An 18,210-nucleotide genomic window follows, 5' to 3' on the forward strand; every position below is an offset into this window, starting at 1 on the left:
ACGGGGGACATCGTGGCGAAGACAAGAAATGGCGTTATCGCGGCGCTCGATATCGGAACGAGCAAGGTTGTGTGCTTCGTCGCTCGTGTGGACGGACAGGGCTTGCGCGTGGTGGGCATCGGCCACCAGCCGGCACTGGGCATGCGCACGGGAAACATCGTCGACATGGAAGCCGCGACCCGGGCCATTTCGTCGGCCGTGTCGACCGCCGAGGAGATGTGCGGCGAGCATGTCCGCGAGGTGATCGTCGGGGTGAGCGGCGGCTCGGCCGCGTCCCACACCCAGACCCTGGAAGTCGCCATCGGGCATCATGAGATCGGCGAGCGCGACGTCCGTCGCGTGCAGCAGCATATCCATCTGCCGGCCGAGACCGCCGACCGCGACATCATCCATTCCGAGGCGATCGGTTATACGGTCGACGGGACGGCGGTGCGAGATGCCCGGGGCATGTTCGGGGAACGGCTCGGGGTGGATGTCCATCTGGTGACGGCGGCCAGCAGCGCCATGCGCAACCTGCAGGTCTGCGTGCGGCGGGCTCATCTCGAGATTGCGGAGCGGGTGGTCGCCTCGCACGCTTCCGGACTGAGCTCGCTGGTCGCGGACGAGCGGGATCTCGGCGTCACGCTGATCGATATGGGCGGCGGCACCACGTCGATCGCGGTGTTCTACGAAGGCCATCTGGTCCATGTCGATTCGATCCCGGTCGGTGGCGAACACGTGACCCGCGACATCGCCCGCGGCCTGTCCACGCCGGTGGCCCATGCCGAGCGCATGAAGACCCAGATCGGTCGTGCTGTTGCCAAGCCCAATGACGAGTACGACATCATCGACGTCCCGCTGATCGGCGAGGAAGACCGGACCCGTCCGAACCACATTCCGCGCTCGATCCTCGTCGGCATCATCCGGCCGCGCGTCGAGGAGACATTCGAGCTGGTTCGCAGCCGACTCGAGGCAAGTGGTGTGGATAAGTTGGCCGGTGGACGGGCCGTCCTGGTCGGTGGCGGCAGCCAACTCGACGGCGTTACCGAGGTCGCGTCGTCGATTCTCAACAAGAAAGTGCGGACGGGGGCGCCGCTGCGACTCGCGGGACTCGCGGATTCTACAGGCGGGCCGGCATTTTCTGCCGCTGCCGGTCTGCTGTCCTTCGCTCTCCAGCATCACGCGGCCGTCCAGGCACAACCTGCGGTCGTGGAGGCGCCGTCAAGTCGTATTGGCCGGATTGGCAGTTGGATTAGGGAAAACTTTTAGGCAATATGTTGTGTAGGACAGAACTGTCCTCAGCAGATGTTGATAAACAAGAATAAGCTGGTGGCAGGGTAAGGGCCTCCCAAAAATGAGGGGACCAACCTGCCGCTCCGAGCAGATCACCCCCTCGTTTGCGTGGAGAAACCGTATGACCATCAACCTCAGTCTCCCTCAGAAGGAGTCCGAGATTAAGCCCCGGATCACCGTCATTGGTGTCGGCGGCGCGGGCGGAAATGCCGTCAACAACATGATCAGCGCCGCCCTGGAGGGCGTCGAATTCATTGTCGCCAATACCGACGCGCAGGCGCTCGCCCAGTCGCTCGCCGACCGCCGCGTGCAGCTCGGCATCACGGTGACGCAGGGTCTGGGCGCCGGCGCCCGTCCGGAAGTGGGCCGTCAGGCGGCCGAGGAAGCGCTGCCGGAAATCCTCCAGCTGCTCGACGGAGCGAACATGGTGTTCGTCACGGCCGGCATGGGTGGTGGCACCGGCACAGGCGCCGCGCCCGTCATCGCCGCCGCCGCCCGCGAGCAGGGTATCCTCACGATCGGCGTCGTCACCAAGCCGTTCCATTTCGAAGGCCGCCGACGCATGCAGTCGGCCGATCAGGGCATCACCGAGCTCGAGAAGGTGGTGGATACGCTGATCGTCATCCCGAACCAGAACCTGTTCAAGATCGCCAACGAGAAGACCACCTTCGCCGACGCCTTCAAGATGGCCGACGATGTGCTGCACATGGGCGTGCGCGGCGTGACCGACCTGATGGTGATGCCGGGCCTCATCAACCTCGACTTCGCCGATATCCGCACCGTGATGGGCGAGATGGGCAAGGCGATGATGGGAACCGGGGAGGCCGAGGGCCAGGACCGCGCCCGTGTCGCGGCCGAGTCGGCGATCTCCAACCCGCTGCTGGAAGATCATTCGATGAAGGGCGCCAAGGGCGTTCTCATCAACATCACTGGCGGCCTCGACATGACGCTGCACGAAGTCGACGAGGCGGCGAACCGTATCCGCGAGGAAGTGGACCAGGATGCCAACATCATCTTCGGTTCGACCTTCGATGCGACGATGCAGGGCCGCATGCGCGTGTCGGTCGTGGCGACCGGCATCGCCGCCATGGCCTCACAGCAGCCGGCACCGAATTATCTTTCGCTCGACATGAACCGGCCCATTCAGACCGGTCAGCCGGCGCTCAGCCGTCCCGCCGCGCCGCCCGTCGGTCGTGTGGCGATGCCGGCGGCAGCCGTTGCGCCCGCTCCCGCGCCGGTGATGGCGCAGCCGGTCGCTCCGGCAGCCCCGGTCATGGCGCCTGTCGCCCAGCCGGCTCCTGTGGCTCCGCCGGCTCCCGTCATGCAGGCGCCGGTGGCGCCGATCGTCGAGGCGCCGATCCCGGTTCAGGTCCACGCTGCTGCCGCGGAACTGCCCGTCGCTCCCGCACCGGCGCCCGTCGCCGCGCCCCCGCAGATGGTCAGCGCTCCCGCGCCTGCTCCGGTGGCACCTGCGGCGCCCGTGGCTCCGCCGGCTCCGGCCGCGGCCGCTCCGGCAGCGCCCAAGCCGATGGTCGACGAGACCGATTGGCGGGTGAGCCGGCCGCCCATGCGCCCGGCCGTTCGCGCCGCTGAGCCGGTTGCCCGTCCAGCCGTCGCCCGACCGGCGGCGACCGAAAGCCGGACGCCGAATCTCTTCCAGCGCATCACCGGTGCCTTCGCGTCACCCAAGACGACGGCGCCAGCGGCCGGAATGGCCGCCACCGGGGAGCTTCCGGCACAGCGGCCGGTCGCGGAGAATGTCGTGTCCGCGCCGAAGCCTGTTGTTCGGCCGACACCGGTCCAGACCTCGATCGACGTTACCGAGCGGGCGAAGCCGGCGCGCGACGACGACGATCTGCAGATTCCTGCCTTCTTGCGCCGTCAGGCAAACTGAACGGCTCAACTGGCGCGGATCGCGCAAGTTTCCACGCATTCCTCGAGGGGCCTACGGCCCCTCTTTTTTTGGGAAGAGCGTGATATAAACCGGCGTCACGATGGGATGGCAGATGGCGAACGTGGTGAAGATCAGGACAATGGCAGTGCTCGGTGGAGCAACGCTGGCGATAGCGGTGCTCGGCGGCTGCAGTTCCTCTGACGACGACAAGAACTACAGCGAGCAACCGGTCGAGGTCCTCTACAACCGCGCGCTCGATGATCTCGGTGCGCAGGACTATAAGCACGCCGCGAAGGAATTCGAGGAAGTCGACCGCCAGCATCCCTATTCGGTGTGGGCGACGAAGGCCGAAATCATGGCCGCCTTCACCTATTACCAGTCGAACAAATACGACGATGCGATCATCGCGCTGGACCGCTTCATCCAGCTTCATCCAGGGCACAAGGACATCCCGTACGCCTACTATCTGAAGGCGCTTTGCTACTACGAACAGATCTCCGACGTCGGACGTGATCAGCGTGCCACTCAGCAGGCCCTGGATGCGCTTTCCGATGTCGCCAAGCGCTTCCCAGATACACCCTACGCCCGCGACGCGCGCTTGAAGGTCGATTTGGCGATCGATCAGCTGGCGGGCCAGGAAATGTATGTCGGTCGTTACTATCAAAAGAACCAGCAGTATGTCGGCGCGATCAACCGTTACAGGACCGTGATCGAACGCTATCAGACCACCTCGCAGGTTCCCGAGGCGTTGCATCGCCTGGTCGAATGCTATCTGGCTCTGGGGGTCAAGAGCGAGGCCAAGGAGACGGCCGCGGTGCTGGGCTACAACTTCCCGGGCAGCGCCTGGTATCAGGACTCCTATTACCTCGTGACCGGCGAGGGTACGCCGGCTCCGGACGAATCATCGCACAAGTTCCTCTGGATATTCTGACCCAACCGCCATGCTGGCATCGCTTTCGATCCGAGACTTCGTCCTGATCGAAAAGCTCGATCTTCTCTTCGCGCGCTCGGGCAGCGCGGCCGATGCCGGATTGGGAGCCCTGACCGGCGAGACTGGCGCGGGAAAGTCGATCCTGATCGATGCGCTCGGCCTTGCCCTGGGCGCGCGGGCGGAATCCAGTACGATTCGCCGCGGCGCAACACAGGCGACCATCGCTGCAGCCTTTGAGCTCCCCAAGCAGCACGCCGCATACGCGATCCTGGCCGAGCACGGCATGGATGACGAAGAGGTTCTCACCTTGCGCCGGACCATCGGCGCCGACGGACGCGGCCGTGCCTTCGTCAACGATCAACCAGCGTCGGTGGCTCTGCTGCGTCGTCTCGGCGAAACCCTGGTCGAGATCCAGGGCCAGATGGAACAGCATGGCCTGCTCGATACGGCGACGCACCGCGCCTCGCTCGATGCCTTTGCCGGCCTCGAGAAACATGCCGTAGCGGTACGCGCTGCTTGGCGGGACTGGCGCGCGGCGGAGAAGGCTCTCGCCGAGGCCGAGGAGGCGGCGGCCACGGCGAGACGCGACGAGGATTTTCTGCGGCACGCTGTGAAGGAACTGGAGGACTTGGCGCCCAAGGCCGACGATGAAGAGACCTTGGCAACCGAGCGACAGATGTTGCGAGCTGGCAGTGCGCTCGGCGAGGCCGTGGTCCAGGCGCTGGCCGAGCTGGAGCAGGGGCGCGGGGTCCTGGCAGCACTTCGCACGGCGCATCGCGTCGTCGAGCGCCATGCGGACAAGGCTGGCGGTCGTCTCGAGGCATCGCTGGCCGCCCTCGATCGAGCCCTGAGCGAAACGACCGAGGCTCAGGCCCAGTTGGAGGCCGCTCGCGATGCCCTCGAATTCGACCCCAATCGACTGGAGAAGATCGAGGAACGCCTGTTTGCGTTGCGGGCAATGGCGCGCAAGCACAACGTCGCCGTTGCGGGACTGGCCGACCTGGCGGACAGGATGAAGGCGCAGTTGGCGGCGCTTGACGATGGCGAATCCGGCCTGAAGAAGCTGTTTGCTGTCGCGAAGACAGCGCGGCAAGCCTATGTCTCGGCGGCAGAAGCGCAGGCAACAGCCCGTCGAAAGGGCGCCGCAAGGCTCGACAAGGCCGTCGCCGCCGAGCTCGGGCCACTCAAGCTTGAGAAGGCAAAGTTCGTGACCGAGGTGACGGCGCTGCCGGAGCAGGAGTGGTCGGAGGCCGGGACCGACAGGGTGCAGTTCACGGTTTCGACCAATCCCGGCGCCGCGCCGGCGCCGATTGCCAAGATCGCTTCGGGCGGTGAACTCTCACGTTTCCTGCTGGCGCTGAAGGTCTGTCTCGCCAAGGTCGGCGACGCCGCGACGATCGTGTTCGACGAGGTCGATTCGGGGATCGGCGGCGCCACGGCGGCGGCCGTCGGCGACAGGCTGAAGCGTCTGGCGAAGGAGGTACAGGTGCTGGTCGTGACCCATTCTCCTCAAGTGGCCGCCGTGGCCGATCGGCATTGGTTGATCCGCAAGATCACGACCCGGAACGCTGCCAGCACGGAGGTCGTCGCTCTCGATGCGACGGGACGGCGCGAGGAGATCGCCCGCATGCTGTCGGGCGCCGAGGTGACGGCCGAGGCGCGTGCCGCAGCCGATCGACTGCTGGCCATCGCCGGCTAACATGTCGCGCGCCGCCAAATTCAAGGCCGCCCTTGCGGTCGACGAGATGACCGAGCGCCAGGCTCGCTCGGAGCACAAGCGCCTGGTCGAGGAAATCGCCCATCACGACAAGCTCTATCACGAGAAGGACGCGCCGGAGATTTCCGACGCCGACTACGACAAGCTGCGTCAACGGCTGAAAGCCATCGAGGAGCGCTTCCCGCAACTTGTCGACATGTTCAGCCCGACGCAGCGGGTGGCGCCAACGCCCACAACCGCCTTCGCCAAGGTGCGCCATGCCCGCCCGATGTTGTCGCTGGATAATGCCTTCACCGATGAGGAATTGCAGGGTTTCTTCGACCGGGTGCGACGCGGACTGGAGCGCGAGACGGATATCGGGGCGGACGAGGAGATCGCCTTCAATTGCGAGCCGAAGATCGATGGACTGTCCATCAGCCTTCGCTACGAAGACGGTCAATTCATCGTCGGAGCGACGCGTGGCGATGGGACGACAGGCGAAGATGTCACGGCCAATCTGCGCACTGTGAAGGACATTCCGCATGCGCTGAAGGGCAAGGCCCCCCGCATCCTGGATGTGCGCGGCGAAGTCTACATGGAGCGGCATGCCTTCCAGGACATGAACAAGCGCCAGGAGGAAGGGGGCGAAAAGACCTTCGCCAATCCGCGCAATGCGGCGGCCGGCTCGTTGCGCCAGCTTGATCCGGCGATCACCGCCACCCGACCGTTGCGGTTCTTCGCCTATGCCTGGGGCGAGGCCGAACCTCGTAGCTGGAAGACGCATAGCGAGTACCTGAAGCTGCTCAAGGGCTGGGGCTTCCGCGTCAATCCTCTGTCTCAGCTTTGCCGGACACCCGAAGAGGTTCGGGCTTTCTATCGTCAGATGGGCGTCGAGCGACCGTCGCTGCCGTATGATATCGATGGCGTGGTTTACAAGGTCGATCGCATCGACTGGCAGGAGAGGCTGGGCTTCGTCAGCCGGGCCCCACGCTGGGCCATTGCCCACAAGTTTCCCGCCGAGCAGGCCCGTACCCGCCTCAAGGGAATCCTGATCCAGGTCGGTCGGACCGGCGCCCTGACGCCCGTGGCCGATCTCGAGCCGGTCAATGTCGGCGGGGTCATGGTGGCGCGGGCGACCCTGCACAATGCCGACGAAATCGAACGGCTCGATGTCCGCGCCGGCGACATGGTGGTAGTCCAGCGAGCCGGGGACGTGATTCCGCAGGTGCTGGGCTACGTTCCGGAACAACGGCCCAAGGGCACGCACAAGTATCACTTTCCCACCCATTGTCCGTGCCCGCTCAAGACCGAGGTCCGAAGCGAGGAGGGTGGCGTCGTGCGTCGTTGCAGCGGCGGGCTGGAATGTCCGTTCCAGCAGGTCGAACGGCTTCGCCACTTCGTGTCCCGCAACTGCTTCGACATCGATGGCCTGGGTGGCACGCATATCGAGAACTTCTTCAACGACGGCCTGCTCAGGATTCCAGGCGACATTTTCCGGCTCGGGGACAAGGAGCGCGAGATCAAGAAGCGCGAGGGCTGGGGCGAGCTCTCCGTGCGCAATCTTCTGGGGGCGATCGAGGCTCGCCGCACGATCTCGCTCGATCGCTTCATCAACGCCATCGGCATTCCGCTGATCGGTGAAGCCACCGCCAAGATCCTGGCGCAGGAATATGGCGACGTCGACGTCTGGCTGGAGGAGATGCTGGCTGCCACGAAGGAGCGCAAGAAGGCGCCCGACGACGTGAAGAAGGAGAAGGCCGCAGTCTCGGTGGGACCCAGCTACGGCCGGCTGTGCAACATCGAGCAGATCGGCGTGACCACGGCCGATGCGATGTGCGCGTTCTTCAGCGAAGGGCACAATGTCGAGATCATCCGGGATCTGCGCCAGCAGCTGACGGTCGAAGGAGTCCAGCGCCGCGTCGTCGCCGCGGATGCCCCGCTCAAGGACAAGATCGTGGTCTTCACGGGCGAGCTGTCGACCATGACGCGCGACGCAGCCAAGGCGCGGGCGGAAGAGCTCGGCGCCAAGGTCACCGACTCGGTGTCGAAGAAGACCAGTATCGTCGTGGTCGGTGAGAATGCCGGTTCCAAGGCGCGAAAGGCAGCTGAACTCGGTATTCAGACGCTTACAGAGGACGAGTGGGTGAAGCTCTCATCGTAGCCGATGGCAGCCGACGTCGTCGGATGCCCTGCGTCTTATCGACCTCGTTTCGCCAGATCGCGGCGGACTCTGGCGCCTATGATGTCGTCATGGAATAGTCGCCGGCTGCTGATCAGTCGCGGTCGCTTATGGCGGCCCCAAAAAGGAAGTCTTTCGCTGGAGTGATGGATGGATCTCGCTCGTTTTCCGCGTCGTCGTTATACCGACCACCCAACGCCCATCGAGTTCCTGCCGCATTTCACCAAGGCGCTGGCTGCGAGCTGCCCTGGCGGTGTCGGTCCGGAGATCTGGATCAAGCGTGACGACATGCTGGGCCTGTTCCCGGGCGGCAACAAGACCCGGAAACTCGAGTTCCTTGTCGCCGATGCGCTGGCGCAGGGTGCCGATACGCTGATCACCTGCGGCGCGCCCCAATCCAATCATTGCCGGATCACGCTCTCGGCGGCGGTCAAGGAAGGGCTCAAGTGCCGCTTCGTGATCGAGGAGCGCGTTCCCAACAGCTACCGGAAGGAAGCAGGCGGCAACAACTTCCTCTTCGAGTTGATGGGAGTCGAGGCCATCACGGTTGTGCCCGGCGGATCTGATATGGGCGCCGCGATGTCCAAGATCGCGCAGGAAGTCGCCTCGCTCGGCCGCAAGGGCTACATCATTCCGGGAGGAGGATCGAACGCGATCGGCGGACTGGGCTATGTCGCCTGCGTGCAGGAGATGCAGCAGCAGTGGCTCGATATGGGCCTGGCGCTCGATGCGGTCGTGGTTGGCTCGGGCAGCTCGGGCACGCATGGCGGCATGGTCGCCGGCTTCTTCGGCAACAGCATCAAGATCCCGTTGATCGGTATCGGCGTCAGCCGCGACCCGGCCGATCAGGAGCCCCTGGTCCACAAGGAGGCACAGGCGGTGGCCGACCTGCTCGGCATCGGAAAGGTGCCGCGCGAGGCGGTGAAGAGTGTCGGCGGCTACTGGCAGCCGAAATATTCCGTGCCCAACGCGAAGATGGTGGAAGCCGTCCAGATGCTGGCGCGGACCGAAGGCGTCCTGCTCGACCCGGTCTACACCGGCAAGATCATGGCAGGCCTGATCGGCCTCGCCCGCCAGGGCCATTTCAAGCCCAACGCCAAGGTGCTGTTCATGCACACAGGCGGCCTGCCGTCGCTCCATGTCTATGAGGACGTGGTGCTCGGCCGGACGGTGGTGAAGGATTAGGTCCCGAACCGATAGATCGGCCGGGCGGCGGTCGTAATGCGGCGGCGCCTATGTGAATTCCCTGCCCGGCGAAATCGTCAGTCGATTTTCTCCTCGTGAAGGGTGGCCCAAATTGAGTAGCGGGCCTTTATTTCATCACTTTGAATGCACTATTGTCCCCGGCTAAGAGATTTCGAGTTTGGGGACAAATAAATAATGGTGAGGCCTATCCGTAGGGCATCAAAACCGATGCCTCGGTCGCGCTCTTGGCGACACGCCCCCTTTAGTGCAGGCCTCCTGACAACGACGGCTCTGACCGGCGTCTTCTCGCTGTCGCCGGTATTGGCTGACAGTGGCGGTACTGGAGGCGGGCCTAACTACAACAATAGCGGTGGCGTCGGAGGTACGGGGAACGCCACCGGAACCGGGGGCACCGGTGGTACAGCCGGCGGATCGTCGGGCGGGGGTGGCGGCGGCGCGGGTGTTATTGGCGGTAGCGGAGGTATGGGCACCGAGTACGGCGGCGGTCCGGTCACTGCGGGAGGTTCGGGCGGAACAAATCCTGGAGCGTCTGGCGGTGACGGGGCGGCAGCGGCCTATTCACCCTCAGGCCCTGGTAGCGGAGGCGGCGGAGGTGGCGGCGGTGCACATGGCGCGGTCGTGACTGTTACGACGGCCAATAGCCTGTCTATAGCTGGCGGTAATGGCGGAAATGGCGGCACCGGCAGTATTGGTCAGCAAAATGGCGGCGGAGGCGGCGGCGGCGAAGGCGGTTACGGAACTGTCGTTAATTCCGCAGTCACCTACGCCAACACGGCTACGGTTGCTGGCGGCAGGGGAGGCGCAGGGGGAAATGGTGGCGAACCAAGTGGAGCTGGTGGCCCCGCAGGCAGTGGCGGCGATGGCGGCTACGGCATTGTAGCCGCCGTTGCGGGCTCGACCATCAACAATGGCGGATCCGTCGCGGGGGGTAACGGTGGCAACGGCGGCAGCGGTAATAGCGCATTTGAGCCTAACGGATCAGGGGGCAATGGTGGGGCAGGCATCTCTGGCACCGGCGCAACCATCATCAACACCGGCTCGATCGTGGGCGGCGCCGGCGGCGCGATTGGAACTGGCAGTACTTCCCAGGGAAATCCCACACCTGGTAGCGGTGGTGCCGGTATCGTCGGCTCGGGCCTCACCATCATCAATACTGGCTCCATCGTTGGTGGCATGGGCGGCAATGGCACGGCTCAGGCCAATGCTCTAACTTTTACTGGCGGTGCGAATACGCTTACACTGCTGGGCGGTTGGTCTCTGTCCGGCAATGTCGAAGTCGACAACGGCAGCCTCGCCTTCAATCCATTGGCCACGGTGACGTTGGGCAACGCGATCATCGGTACGGGATCCGTCGTTCAGACTGGTACCGGCACGTTGGCACTCGCGGGCGTCAACACCTATAGCGGCGGCACGACGATCAATGCCGGCACGCTGTCAATCTCGTCGGACAGCAATCTCGGTAGCACCAGCGGCGGCCTGACGCTGAGCGGCGGGACACTGCAGTCGACAGCCAGTATGGCGAGCGGCCGTTCGATCACGCTAGGCGGCGGGACGTTCACTCCTGCCGCAGGGACGACCCTAACCTTGAATGGTGTCGTCGGCGGGACGGGAGGTCTGACGGTGGCGGGTCCTGGCACGCTCGCGCTTACGGGTGCCAATACCTATGTCGGCGGCACGACGGTCAATGCGGGCACGCTGTCGATCGCGTCGGACAACAATCTCGGTAACGCAAGCGGTGGCCTGACGTTGAACAGCGGCACGTTGCAGTCGACGGCCAGCCTTGCCAGCAGCCGCTCGGTCACGCTGGGAGGTGGCGGAACTTTCAGCCCCAACGTAGGGACGACGCTGACCCTGAACGGCGTCGTCGGCGGGACGGGCGGTCTGACGATGGCTGGTCTCGGCACGCTGGCGCTTGCGGGCACCAACACGTATGCCGGCGGGACGACGATCAATTCGGGCACGCTGTCGATCGCGTCGGACGGCAACCTCGGCAATGCGGGTGCCGGCCTGACGTTGAACGGCGGCACGTTGCAGACGACTGCCAGCATGACAAGCGGACGGTCGATTACGTTGGGCGGCGGAACGTTCACTCCCGACGCAGGCACGACGCTGACCTTGAGCGGCAGCATCGGGGGTACGGGCGGTTTGACGATGGCGGGGGCCGGCACGCTGTTGCTCCAGGGAGCCAACACCTATTGGGGCGGCACGACCATCAACTCAGGTACGGTGTCGATTTCCTCGACCAGCAACCTTAGCGACGAGGTAGGCGGCCTGACGCTCAACAGTGGCACGCTGCTGACAACCGCCAGCCTGACGACGGCTCGGGCAGTCACGCTGGGCAGCGGTGGGGGGACATTCAGCCCTGTCGCCGGTACGGCGCTGACCCTGATCGGCAACATCGGCGGCACAGGTGGTCTCACGATGGCGGGTGCCGGCACATTGGAACTCACGGGCGCCAACACGTACAGCGGCGGCACGACCGTGAATGCCGGAACGCTGTCGATCGCGTCGGACAGCAACCTCGGCAATGCGAGCGGGAGCCTGACCTTGAACGGCGGCACACTGCAGACCACAGCTGACACGGCGAGCAACCGTCTGGTTACGCTGGGCGGCGGGGCATTCAGCCCGGATGCCGGAACGACGCTGACCCTCAACAACACGATTACTGGTGGCGATCTCATAATGGCGGGCGCTGGCACGCTTGCGCTCGCTGGCATCAACGCCTATTCCGGCACGACGATCGTCTCCTCCGGCACACTGGCGGTGATCGGCACCAGCAACCTTGACCATTCGAGCGGTGTGAACCTCACTGGCGTGGGGGCGGCCTTCGACATCTCCGGCAGCAGCGGCAACCGGGCAGTCCAGGGTCTGACGGGTATTGCCGGCACAGCGGTCAACCTGGGCGCCAATTCGCTGACGATCAACGGGGCCAATTCGACGACCTTCGCGGGTACTATTGGCGGCAGCGGCGGCTTGACCAAGCAGGGCACTGGCACGCTGACGCTGGCGGGTGCCAACACTTACAGCGGTGGCACGACCATCGATGCCGGTGCGGTGTCGATCTCCTCGGATGGCAATCTCGGCAATGCGAGCGGCGGGCTGATGCTGAACGGCGGTACGCTGCAGTCCACAGCCAGCTTGGCGAGCAGCCGTGCGGTTACCCTGGGTAGCGGCGGCGGGATATTCAGCCCCAATACAGGGACGACCCTGACCCTGAACGGCCCGATCGGCGGAGCGGGTGGCCTGACGATGGCTGGCCTTGGCGCGTTGGCCCTCGGAGGGGCAAACACTTATGCCGGCTGGACTAGCATAGATAGCGGCGTGCTGGCCCTGACGGGCAGCGGCAGCATCGCATCGTCAAGCGGCGTAAACCTCACGAGTGCGGGCGCGACGTTCGACATCTCCGGCAGCAGCGGCAGCCAGACGATCCAGGACCTGGTAGGTGTCGCCGGTTCGTCAATCAACCTGGGCACCAAGACGCTGACGGTGGGCACGGGCAACTCGACGAGCTTCACCGGAACGATCGGCGGCGATGGTCGCCTGGTCAAGCAGGGTGCCGGCACGCTGACGCTCGACGGCACGAATACGTATGGTGGTGGCACTGCCGTCAATGCCGGCACGCTGGCGATTTCCGCCGATGGCAACCTCGGCAACGCCACGGGCGGCTTGGCCTTCAACGGAGGCACACTGCAGTCCACGGCCAGCCTGGCAACCAGCCGCTCCGTCACGCTCGGTAGTGGCGGCGGGACGTTTAGTCCTGACGCGCATACGACGTTGACACTGAACGGGCTCGTCGATGGCGCCGGTGGTCTGACGATGGCGGGAGCAGGCACGTTGGTGATGACTGGCGTGAACAGCTACCGCGGTGGCACGACGATCAATGCCGGCACGCTATCCATCTCGTCCGATAGCAACCTTGGCGATGCAGGCGGTGGCCTGACACTGAACAACAGCGGCGTATTGCAGACGACGGCCAGTCTGACGAGTAACCGTTCGATCACGCTGGCTCCCGGCGGCGGAGTCTTCAAGCCCGATGCCAGGACAACGCTGACCTTGAGCGGCGTAATCAATGGGGCAACCGGCTTCGGGCTGGGCATGACCGGACTTGGCACTCTGGAACTTACGGGCGTCAATACTTATGGCGGCTGGACCAGTATTGGGGCAGGCACGCTGGCCCTGTCCGGCGGCGGCAGTATTGCCCAGTCGAATGGCGTGATTCTCAGCGCTGCCGGCGGCACTTTCGATATCTCGGGCAGCAACGGTAATCAGACGATCCAGGATCTGGGAGGACTTGGTCACACGACTATCAAGCTGGGCGCCAATACATTGACGGTCGGCGCGGCTAGTTCGTTGGCCTTTCTCGGCACGATCGAAGGAAGCGGCGGCCTTATCAAGCAAGGCACCAGTACACTGACGCTGGGAGGTCAGAACACCTATACAGGGGGAACGACCATCAATGCCGGCGCGCTGGCGATCTCTTCCGATGGTAATCTCGGCAACGCGAGCGGCGGACTGACACTCGATGGCGGTACGCTGGAAACGACAGCAAACCTGTCGAGCGGTCGTTCGGTAGTGCTGGCCCGTAATGGCGGACAGTTCAGCCCCGACTCTGGCACCACCTTGACACTTAATGGAACCATCGGCGGGGACGGCGGCCTGACGATGACAGGCACGGGCACGCTGGCCCTTGCGGGCGCCAACTCCTATCGCGGCGGGACCGAGGTGGCAGCGGGCGCGCTGATGCTGGCCAATGGCAGCCTCGCCAGCAGGGTGATGGTCGATGCAGGAGCAAGCTTCGGCGGCACCGGCACGGTGACCGGCAACGTGACGAACAACGGCTCCCTTGTGCTCGGTACCAGCGGCCCGATGAACGTCGTCGGCACCTACACCAACAATGCCGGCGGCACCTATCAGGTGCAGGCGACGCCCTCGAGTAGCGGCATCCTCAACGTGACGGGCAATGCGGTGCTGAACGGCGGCACGGTGGCGGTAGTGGCCGGCACCGGCAACTACACGCGCGGCCGGAAGGATACGATCCTCAAGGCGTCGGCAGGCGTGACGGGAACCTTCGCCAGCGTCACCTCCAACCTGGCCTTCCTGACGCCGTCCCTCAGCTACGACGCCAACAACGTCTATCTCACGCTCCTGCAGAGCAGCAGTGCCTTCACTCAAGGAGCGCGGACTCCCAATCACTTCTCTGTCGGCGCGGCGCTCGATCAGGCCAACAACAATGTCAGCGGCGACTTCGCGACGGTGCTGAACGCGCTCGTGCAGCTCAGCACGCAACAGGGTGCGGCGGCATTGGACGCGATCAGCGGGCAGTCCTACGCCAATCTCGGCACCTTCAATACCCAAACGGCCAGCGCCTTCATGTCGGCCGTTGGCTCGCAACTGAGTGCGCTGCATGGCGGGCTGGGCAGTGGAGGCACCCACGTGGCGATGGCCGCTCCCGCCGATCAGGCTTGCGACCTTACCTGCGATGTGACGCCCGAACCGCCGCGTTTCGGGGCGTGGATCTCCGGCGTCGGCGGACTGGGCTCGGTCCTGGGCAACGCCAATGCCGGAACGATGACGTACAACTTCGGCGGCACCGCCGTCGGCGCCGACTATCGCGTGCGGCCCGACCTGCTGGTGGGCGTCGGGGCAGGCTATGTCGGCGGAACCCAGTGGGTGAGCGGCTTCGCGGGACAGGCCAACACGAATGCTTTCACGGGCAGCCTCTATGCCTCGTATACGCCGGGCAATCTCTATGTCGACGGGTTGGCGGGCTACGGCTACGCGCTCAACAACATGACGCGGGTCATCGCGATCCCGGGGCTGGCTTCGCGCACTGCGCTTGGAACCACGGGAGCAAACCAGATACTGGGCCAGCTCGAGAGCGGCTGGCGCTTCGATGTGCCGCTGTCGCAGCCGGCCTCGATCACGCCGTTCGCCAGGCTGCAGGGCTCGACCACGACTCAGAATGGCTTTACGGAGAGCGGGGCGCAGTCGCTGAACCTCGTCGTGCAGCAGCAGACGGTGAACTCGCTGCGCAGCACGATCGGCGCCGATTTCGCCGCCGCACTGGGTGGGCTGACGATCGGCGTGCGGTTCGGCTGGCAGCACGAGTACGCCGACACCGGCCGCCCGATGACGGCCTCGTTCTCCGGGGCGCCGGGCACACCCTTCACGGTTTACGGCACCACACCACAGCGGGACTCGGCCGTGCTCGGCCTCGGCGCCAGTACACGCATTGCCGATGGAACGGAAGTCTACCTGCGCTACGACGGCGAAGTTGGCGGTGGCACCAACAATAACGCCTTTACTGCAGGCCTCAGGATGACCTGGTGATACACATGTCCGGCGCTTAAGGTGCCGCGCACGTCCCTCAGATCGCGCGCGTCGCCATTCCGAGCCATGCGCGCGTCGAGTCATCGACTTGGGGCGCCACGACCTCCTGCACCCGGGCATGATAGCCGTTCAGCCAGGCCTTCTCGGCCTCGGTCAGTAACGCGGGCTCGATGCAGTTGAGGTCGATGGGGGCCAGCGTGAGCGTCTCGAATTCGTAGTAGCGACGGTCGGCTCCTGCGATGTTTGCTTCGCGCACCGCCAACAGGTTCTCGATCCGGATGCCGTAGGCGCCGGTCTTGTAGTAGCCCGGCTCGTTGCTGACGATCATGCCGGGCTGGAGGGCGATGTTGTTGGCGACCTTCGAGATGCGCTGCGGGCCTTCGTGCACCGAGAGATAGGCGCCGACGCCGTGGCCGGTGCCGTGGTCGTAGTCGAGCCCGACCTGCCAGAGTGCGTAACGGGCCAACGAATCGAGTTGTGATCCCGTCGTACCGGCCGGGAAGCGCGCCATCGCCAGTGCGATATGGCCCTTGAGGACACGCGTGAAGCGGTCGCGCATCTCCGCGGAGGGTGTGCCGATGGCGACGGTCCGCGTGATGTCGGTCGTGCCGTCGCGATACTGGCCGCCGGAATCGACCAGGTAGAGTGAGCCGAGGTCCAGAGTCCGCTCGGTCGCCGTGGTGGCGTGGTAATGGACGACGGCGCCGTTCGGGCCGGCGCCCGAGATGGTATCGAACGAGAGGTCGCGCAGCTTGCCGGTTTCTTCCCGCATGGCTTGGAGTCGGTCGGAAACCTCGATCTCGCGCAGCCGGCCTGTCTTCGATTCGCGATCGAGCCAGGCCAGGAAACGGCTCATGGCGACGCCATCACGGCGATGGGCGCTGCGGATTCCCTCGAGCTCGGTCGCGTTCTTGCAGGCTTTGGGCAAGGCGACCGGATCGGCATCTCGGATCAGCGTTGCGCCGGCGGCCTGCAGACGCGTGGCCGCCCAGTAGGGAGCCGTCGAGGGTTCGATCAATACCCGCTTGGCCATCTTGCCCAGCGTGTCGAGCGCGGGACCGAGTTCCTCCGGGGGTGCCAAGGTCACGGAATTGCCGAGCCAGGAGACAGTACGGGGCGGGATCTTGCGGAGATCCATGTACAGGTCGACATGCTCGTCGGCATGGAGGAGGGCGAAGCCCAGCGCGAACGGCGTGCGGGGAACATCGCCGCCACGGATGTTCAACAGCCAGGCGATCGAATCGGGCGCCGTCAGCAGCGCCACCTCGGCTCCGCGCGAGGTCAGGGTCTCCGCGATGCGCTTGCGGCGGCTCGCACTGCTCTCGCCGGTGAACTCCTCGGGCTGGGGCAGAACGGGGGCGAGCGGCGCAGCCGGCCGGTCGCGCCAGACGGCATCGATGGGATTATGCTCGACCGGAACGAACGTGCCGCCGGCACGCTGGGCCGCACGTGCAAAGCGCTCGTAACCATCCATCGTCTGGAGCCAGGGATCGAAACCCAGCTTACCGCCGTTGGGCAGGTTGGCCGCGATCCAGGCTTCGGGCGATTGCTCCGGCACCTGATGCGGCGAGAAGGCTTTCAGATCCACTTGGGTCCGGATGGCGAGGGTGTAGCGGCCGTCGACGAAGAGGGCAGCACGGTCGGCCAGGACGATGGCGAGTCCTGCTGATCCGCTGAAGCCCGTCAGCCACGCGAGCCGCTGCGAGCGCCGCGGGACATACTCGCCCTGATGCTCGTCGGCGCGGGGGGCGACGAAGCCATCGAGTCCCCGTCGCTTCAGTTCCGACCGCAGTGCCGCAAGGCGTTCGGGCGGGGCCGGAGAGGCATCGAGACCACCATCGGCGCGCGCCAAGGCGTCGCGCCACGATGTCAGGGCATTCACCAAGTCGCCCTCGGCGCCAGGGGCGACCAGCTCGACCCATTCGGGGCCAGCCAGGCCTTCCGGCGCGGCTGCCACGCCGCGCATCAGGGCTTCGAGGGCGGTCGGCTCGGCGTCGCGGCCGCGCTGGCGGAGGAGACGGAGAACGTCGTCGGGGGCGGAACTCATGGTCGATGGACCCTACGCGTGACCAAAAAACGAAGCAAATTGAGTGATTATTATTCTTTCGCGGCCGCGAAGTGCCAAATAATTCGCCACATGCGGCCGTTGCATACCAGCAAGGCAGCTACCTCATTTTGTCTTTATAACTCAAGGGACTATATTGCGACTGTGCAAGTGCAGCATTGACGCCGCGTTGCACAATCGAAGGAGTTTTCCATGATGACCCAGCCGCTCCAGATGTTCGAGAATCTGACAAGCGAAACTACGCCGGCCGGGGGAAACGCGCTCGCCAAGATCGGCTTTTCGTCCCATGACCGTCGCCTCGTCGAGATGAACGCCCGCTATGCTCGGGCGGCTGTCCTGGCGGATGGGCTGAGCGCGGCCATCGTGTGGCTGGGCGGCCAATACAAGCGGCTCGTCGGGGCGCTGAAGGCGGATCTGCGGATCCGCTCTGCCGAAGCCCAGCTGTTCCGGATGAGCGATCGCGACCTGGCCGACCTCGGCCTGTGCCGCGCCGATATCCCGTTCGCGGTTCGGGAAGCGGCAGCCGAGGAAGCGACGGCTGGCGAGACCCCGCTGATCGCCACCGCGGGCACGCCGGTGACGGCAGCCAACCAGAATTTGCGCCGCCACGTGGCGGCCTAACGGAAGTTGCGTAGCG

The 18,210-nt window shown here is 65.1% G+C and carries 9 protein-coding genes; 8 read left to right on the forward strand and 1 reads right to left on the reverse strand.

Translation table 11 applies throughout. The annotated features are described in order from the left end of the window. Positions 1 to 12: 12 nt before the first annotated feature. The 7 genes from ftsA (at position 13) to B5D62_RS01555 (ending at position 15,508) form a co-directional block, all read left to right on the forward strand. Complete coding sequence (gene ftsA, locus B5D62_RS01525; RefSeq protein ID WP_231714692.1) at positions 13 to 1,248, forward strand: cell division protein FtsA; 1,236 nt, start codon at positions 13 to 15, stop codon at positions 1,246 to 1,248. Positions 1,249 to 1,393: 145 nt separating this feature from the next. Further along, positions 1,394 to 3,166: a cell division protein FtsZ gene (ftsZ, locus tag B5D62_RS01530; RefSeq protein ID WP_085932062.1), complete on the forward strand. Its 1,773-nt coding sequence runs from the start codon at positions 1,394 to 1,396 to the stop codon at positions 3,164 to 3,166. Positions 3,167 to 3,278: 112 nt separating this feature from the next. Continuing rightward, positions 3,279 to 4,097, forward strand: coding sequence for an outer membrane protein assembly factor BamD (locus tag B5D62_RS01535; RefSeq protein ID WP_085933467.1), 819 nt, complete (start codon positions 3,279 to 3,281; stop codon positions 4,095 to 4,097). 10 nt (positions 4,098 to 4,107) lie between these two features. Then, entirely contained in the window at positions 4,108 to 5,796 is a 1,689-nt protein-coding gene (gene recN / locus B5D62_RS01540) for a DNA repair protein RecN (protein ID WP_085932063.1), read from the forward strand. Position 5,797: 1 nt separating this feature from the next. Continuing rightward, entirely contained in the window at positions 5,798 to 7,954 is a 2,157-nt protein-coding gene (gene ligA, locus B5D62_RS01545) for an NAD-dependent DNA ligase LigA (protein ID WP_085932064.1), read from the forward strand. A gap of 168 nt (positions 7,955 to 8,122) precedes the next feature. Beyond that, positions 8,123 to 9,157, forward strand: a complete 1,035-nt coding sequence (cuyA, locus tag B5D62_RS01550) for a D-cysteate sulfo-lyase (RefSeq protein WP_085932065.1) — start codon at positions 8,123 to 8,125, stop codon at positions 9,155 to 9,157. 639 nt (positions 9,158 to 9,796) lie between these two features. After that, positions 9,797 to 15,508, forward strand: coding sequence for an autotransporter-associated beta strand repeat-containing protein (locus B5D62_RS01555; RefSeq protein WP_139373689.1), 5,712 nt, complete (start codon positions 9,797 to 9,799; stop codon positions 15,506 to 15,508). A 37-nt stretch (positions 15,509 to 15,545) separates the two neighbouring features. On the opposite strand, the gene B5D62_RS01560 is transcribed toward B5D62_RS01555, so the two are convergent. Beyond that, entirely contained in the window at positions 15,546 to 17,555 is a 2,010-nt protein-coding gene (locus B5D62_RS01560; protein ID WP_085932067.1) for an aminopeptidase P family protein, read from the reverse strand. 210 nt (positions 17,556 to 17,765) lie between these two features. On the opposite strand from B5D62_RS01560, the gene B5D62_RS01565 reads away from it, so the two are divergent. Further along, complete coding sequence (locus tag B5D62_RS01565; RefSeq protein ID WP_085932068.1) at positions 17,766 to 18,194, forward strand: DUF1127 domain-containing protein; 429 nt, start codon at positions 17,766 to 17,768, stop codon at positions 18,192 to 18,194. Positions 18,195 to 18,210: the final 16 nt, after the last annotated feature.

Source organism: Enhydrobacter aerosaccus (assembly GCF_900167455.1).
GTDB lineage: Bacteria > Pseudomonadota > Alphaproteobacteria > Reyranellales > Reyranellaceae > Reyranella > Reyranella aerosaccus.